General features: G+C 68.8%; 4 protein-coding genes. 1 reads left to right on the top strand and 3 read right to left on the bottom strand.

What is annotated here, in order from left to right; translation table 11 throughout:
- Window positions 1–1,449 (top strand): PLP-dependent aminotransferase family protein (locus tag JMF90_RS22950; protein WP_201325463.1); only part of this gene is annotated, 1,449 nt, incomplete at its 5' end.
- A 30-nt stretch (window positions 1,450–1,479) separates the two neighbouring features.
- Here the strand turns inward: JMF90_RS22950 and JMF90_RS22945 are convergent.
- From JMF90_RS22945 to JMF90_RS22935, 3 genes are all read right to left on the bottom strand, one after another.
- A complete protein-coding gene (locus tag JMF90_RS22945; protein ID WP_011548118.1) occupies window positions 1,480–2,514 on the bottom strand; it encodes a lipase secretion chaperone in 1,035 nt (344 codons plus the stop codon).
- Between the two features lie 3 nt (window positions 2,515–2,517).
- Window positions 2,518–3,612 carry a triacylglycerol lipase gene (locus JMF90_RS22940; protein WP_012338488.1) on the bottom strand — a complete coding sequence of 365 codons (1,095 nt, stop codon included), beginning with the start codon at window positions 3,610–3,612 and terminating at the stop codon, window positions 2,518–2,520.
- 219 nt (window positions 3,613–3,831) lie between these two features.
- A partial coding sequence (locus JMF90_RS22935) for a TonB-dependent copper receptor (RefSeq protein WP_201325462.1) occupies window positions 3,832–5,228 on the bottom strand: 1,397 nt, incomplete at its 5' end.

Raw genomic sequence — 5,228 nt, 5'->3', positions numbered from 1 at the left:
CTGCTGCAGCTGATGCAGCAGGCGATTCTGACGGGGGAATTGGGGCCAGGAACAAAGCTCCCGAGTTCGCGCACGCTCGCGGGCGACCTGTCGATCGCGCGCAATACCGTGCTGCACGTGTACGACCAGCTGACCGCCGAAGGCTACGTGCTGACGACCACTGGCAGCGGCACCTACGTGGCCGACACGCGACCGGACGCCGCCGCGATCCGCGTACCGGGCGCCCCGCCGCCGCCGGCGGCGGCCGACGAACCGCCGCTGCCCGACGCGCAGGGCAGCCTGTCGATGCGCGGCCGGCAACTGGTCGAGCATGCGGGCGTCTCGCGGCGCCAGTGGGGGGCGTTCATGCCAGGCGTGCCGGACGTGTCGGAATTCCCGAGCCGCACGTGGAGCCGCCTGCAGGCACGGCTGTGGAAGGAGGCCAATCCGGAGCTGCTGACCTATGCGCCGGGCGGCGGCTACCGGCCGCTGCGGCGCGCACTCGCCGATTACCTGCGCGTCGCGCGCTCGGTCAAATGCTCGCCTGACCAGGTGATCATCACGACCGGTATCCATCAGTCGATCGATCTCGCGGTGCGGCTGCTGTCCGACATCGGCGATCGCGCGTGGGTCGAGGAGCCGTGCTACTGGGGCGTGCGCAGCGTGCTGCAGGCAGCCGGCCTCACGCTGGCGCCGGTGCCGGTCGACCAGGAAGGGCTCGATCCGCGCGCGAGCGACATGCAGCATCCGCCGCGGCTCGTGCTCGTCACGCCGTCGCACCAGTACCCGCTCGGGATGGTGATGAGCCTCGCGCGGCGCCGCATGCTGCTCGAATATGCGCGCCAGCACCGCTGCTGGATCATCGAGGACGACTACGACAGCGAATTCCGCTACGGCAGCCGCCCGCTCGCGTCGCTGCAGGGGCTCGACGACGGCGGCCGCGTGATCTACGTCGGCAGTCTCGGCAAGATGCTGTTCCCCGGGTTGCGGATGGGCTACATGGTCGTGCCCGAGCATCTGGTCGACACGTTCCGCACCGGGCTGTCGGAGCTGTATCGGGAAGGCCAGCTGATGCAGCAGGCCGTGCTCGCCGAATTCATCATGGACGGCCACCTCACTTCGCACGTCAGACGAATGCGCACGCTGTACGGCGAGCGCCGGCAACTGATGATCGACGCGATCCGCGCGCGCTTCGGCGACGCGCTGCCGGTGATGGGCGACGAGGCCGGCCTGCATCTGGTGCTCGGCCTGCCTGACGCGTGCGACGATCGCGCAGTCACACAGAGCGCATTCGACGCGGGCGTGATCGTGCGCCCGCTCACCAGCTACTACAGCAACCTCGACACCGCGCGGCAGGGCCTGCTGCTCGGCTATGCCTGCGTCGCGCACGAAGGCATCCGGCCCGCGTTCGACACGCTCGCCAACACCATCGAGCAACATCTGCCGCGAAACATCACGCGCGCGGCGTGAAGCGCGCCGCACACGGCGGCGCCCGCTTCGTCAATGCGCGCTGCCCGCGCCGCGATCGAGCGATGCCGCGCGCACGGCTTCGCCGGGCTTCGTGAATACACGCTGCCGCAATGCGGCAATCTGTGCATCGCGATCCTGCGGCGACAGGCCGGCCGATTCGATCTGCGCACGCTGCGCCGCATAATCCGCGTAACGGCTCTGCCACGACGCATCGTCCTGCTGCATCTGCGCGACGCGCGCGGCGGCCTCGGGGCCGAGCGTCTGCGTCAGTTGCGCGCGCATCGCATCGGGCGTCGCGCCGCTCTTCTGCAATTGCGCGATCTGGTCGATCGCGGCGCGCTGCCGGTCCACCCGCTGCTGCGCCGCGCGCTCGTCGGCCGGCATCTGCTGCTGGAGCGCCGCGAGCCGCTCGGCCTTCTGCGCATCCGTCAGTGAGCGATCCTGAGTGATCTTCAATCGTGCGAGGTCATAGCGCTGCCGCCACTGCTCCGCACCGAAGAACGGCTGACTCCAGTCGCCGAGCGTGCGGTACGCGATCGACGCGCGCTGATCGAGCGCGAGCTGCAACGCGCCGAGGTCGGACTTGTCGACCGCACCCGCATCGCGCAATGTCGCGAGCGCATCGAGATACGCGCGATACCGGTGCCACACGTCGAGCGCCTCCACCTGCGCGACCGTGCCGTCGAGCTGCGCGGCGATCTCGCGCACGACCAACGCATCGAGCGCGGCCGCGCTCAGGTCGCTCCGCGCGGTCAGGCAATAGTCGAAGAAATCGCGTACCGCACGCGACTTCGCCAGATGGCCGCCTGCATCGAGCGGCAAGCGCGGCGCGCTGGAGCCGGCCAGCGACGGCGGCAGGCCCGCGCTCGCCGGCACGGCGGCCTGCGGTGCGGCGGCCGCCACGCCGCCCACCGCGGCCGCATCCGGCGCGTCACCCGCGGCGCCCGTGCCGCGATGCGGTCCGGCGCCGCTCCACATCGCGACGCCGGCGATCGCCGCCAGCCCCACGACACCATAGATCGCAGCGCGCCGCGCCAGCGGCGCGCGTCCCTCACGTGCCGCCATCGATCACACGCCCGCGAGTTTCAACCGGTTCGCATGCGTGCGGATCACCGCGACCGGATCTTCCGCATAGGCGCCGCGCACACCGAGCAACTGGTTGATCTCGTCGATATGGTTCCACTTGTAGCTCGTGCTCAGCACCTTGCCGTACAGCGCGCTGCACTTCGACACGAGCCCGTCGTTCTGGCCCGAGGCGCGATTGATCATCACCGTGCCCGTGCCGAGCAGCGCGAGTGTCGACAGGTCGAGCACGTTCGCCGGATCGACGAGCGGAATCGTGCTCGTGTCCGTCGCGCCCGTCACGCCGAGCACGGAAAACGTCGGCTGGATCGCCGTGCCGGCCCATGAATACAGCAGATGCGTGTTGCCGCCGACGGTTTCCGTCGGCGCGCCGGTCTGGCAGCTTCCGGGGGCGCCGAGGCCCGCGCTCGGATAGTTCTGGTTGTAGGTGGCGGCCTGCCCGGTCGTCAACGTCTTCAGTGCGGCGAGGGCGTCCTGGTTCGTGTTGTGGCTGCTGCTCGTCAGGATACCGAACACATTGACGAAAGCGGCGATCACCGTCGACGACAATCCGGTCGGATCGTATGCGAGCACGCCCTGCACGAAGTCGGCAAACTCGGAGCCGCGATGCGGCGTGCCGATCGTCGTCACCGACGCGACGAGATCGGGCGCGACGGCCGCGACATAGCGCGACGTCAGCCCGCCCTGGCTGTGACCGACGAGATTGACCTTGGTCGCACCGGTCGCGGCGAGCACCGTCTTCACGTAGGCCAGCAGCTGTTCGCCGCGCCCGTTCGGGCCGTCGTCGCTCTGGAAGCCCGACAGATTCGCGACGTAGACGGTCGCGCCATGCTGCTGCAGGTTTTCCTGGATGCCGTACCAGTACTCGAGTACGCCCGCGTACTTGTCGGTGCCGGTCAGCCCGTGCACGAGAATGATCGGATAGCGCGTCGCCGCATAGTTGTCGGCGGGCGCGGTTGCCGCCATCGCCGTGTGCGTCGTCGCGAGCGTCATCAGCGCGGTCGTCCCCGCGAACGGCGCGACGCTCATCGCGCATGCCACTGCCCCTGCCATTACCCTGGAACGCATCGATCTGGCCATGCATGTCTCCTGATTATTGTGCAGCCGGCGCGAATGACACCGGATCGACACGCACGCCGCATCGTGCACACGGTGGGTGTCGAAGCGGGAGTGAAGCACGACTCTCGAACGTTTGCGCCCCGACTAGACACGGTTCTCTAATCGGTTGACGCGCGCCGCCCGTTCGGGCGGTGCGGCGTTCAGGCGTGCGCATGCTGCGATGCACACGCGCGCTGCGGGCTACAGCTTCGCGCTCACGCGCACCCACGCGGTACGCCCCGGCTCCATCACCGGCGCGTTCGCCGGATAGCCGAAACCCGCGTTGCCGGCGAGGTTCAGATGCTCGGTGTAGGCCTTGTTCAGTACGTTGTCGACGCCGACCGAGATTTGCACGGTCTTGCTGACGTTGTATTGCGTATGCAGCGACAGCACGCCGAATCCGGCGCTCGGGCCGAAGTCCTTGCCGACCACGTTGCCCTCGTTCAGCGCGTAGCGATGCTGCGGCGCAACGATGCGCCACAGGCCGCCCGCCGACCACGCGCCGCGCGTGTATTCGAGGCCGATGCGCGCCTCGAGCGGCGGCATCTGCGGCAGCGGATCGCCGCTCGCCACGTTGCGCCCCCACGCATACGCGAGCGACGTCTCGACGCGCAGCGGCGCGACCGGCCGCCACGACACGCCGGCTTCGCCGCCCATGATCTGCGCGTTGACGTTGGTTGCCTGCGTGATCGGGCCCATCATGCCGGCCGCATAGTTGAACAGGATGAAGTCCTGGACGTAGCCCGCGTACGCCGACACCCATGCATCGAACCGGTCGCTCTTGTATTGCGCGCCGATATCGAGCTGCGTGGTCTTCTCCGGCTGCACCGCCGAGAACGCGTTGATCGAACCGGCCGGCCCGCGCGTCGCGGAGAACAGTTCCCAGTAGTCCGGATAACGCTCCGCGTGGCCGATCCCCGCGTACCACGTGACGGGTAGCGACGCGAGATCGCGCTCGTAGCGCACGAAGCCGCTCGGCAGCACCTTCGTCCGATCGTCGTCGAAAGTCGGGTTCGGCTTGCTCATCATCATGCCGCTCTTCATCGCGCGCTTGTCGCGTGCGCTCGCATAGTCGACGCGCGCGCCGCCGATCACACGCGAGACGTCGCTCGCATACCACGTCAGCTCGCTGAACACGCCCGCGCTCCACATGGTCGCCTGGGCATCCCACGGCTGGTCGCGGTAGTTCTGCTGCCCCATCGACGCACGCGAATCGAGCCGGTTCGATTGCGCATCGACGCCCGTGACGAGCTTGAAATCGTCGCCGAAGCGGAACGTCGCGGCGGCACGCGCGCCGACCGTGCGGCGCCGCACGTCCGCGGCCATGCGCATCGGCATGCTGCTCGTCGGGTCGGGCTGCCGCAACGTGTAGTTGTCCATCACGTGATCGGCTTCGTTGTAGTACACGCGCGCCTCGATCCGGTCGAGCACGTCGCCGAGATGCCGCTTGTCGAACGACAGGCCGAACGTCTCGCGGCGGAAATGCGCGCCATCCATCCCGCGGCCCGCGTAGCGCGCATAGCCGTCGCCGGTGCCGGCGGTCAGCTCGAGTCGCGTATGGTCGTCGGGCGTCCAGCCGAGCGCTGCATCGGCGTTCC

Origin of the sequence: Burkholderia sp. E168m23, assembly GCF_016586125.1 — a bacterium.
Classification (GTDB): Bacteria; Pseudomonadota; Gammaproteobacteria; order Burkholderiales; family Burkholderiaceae; genus Burkholderia; species Burkholderia orbicola.
This window is presented reverse-complemented; position numbering and strand designations above follow the sequence as displayed.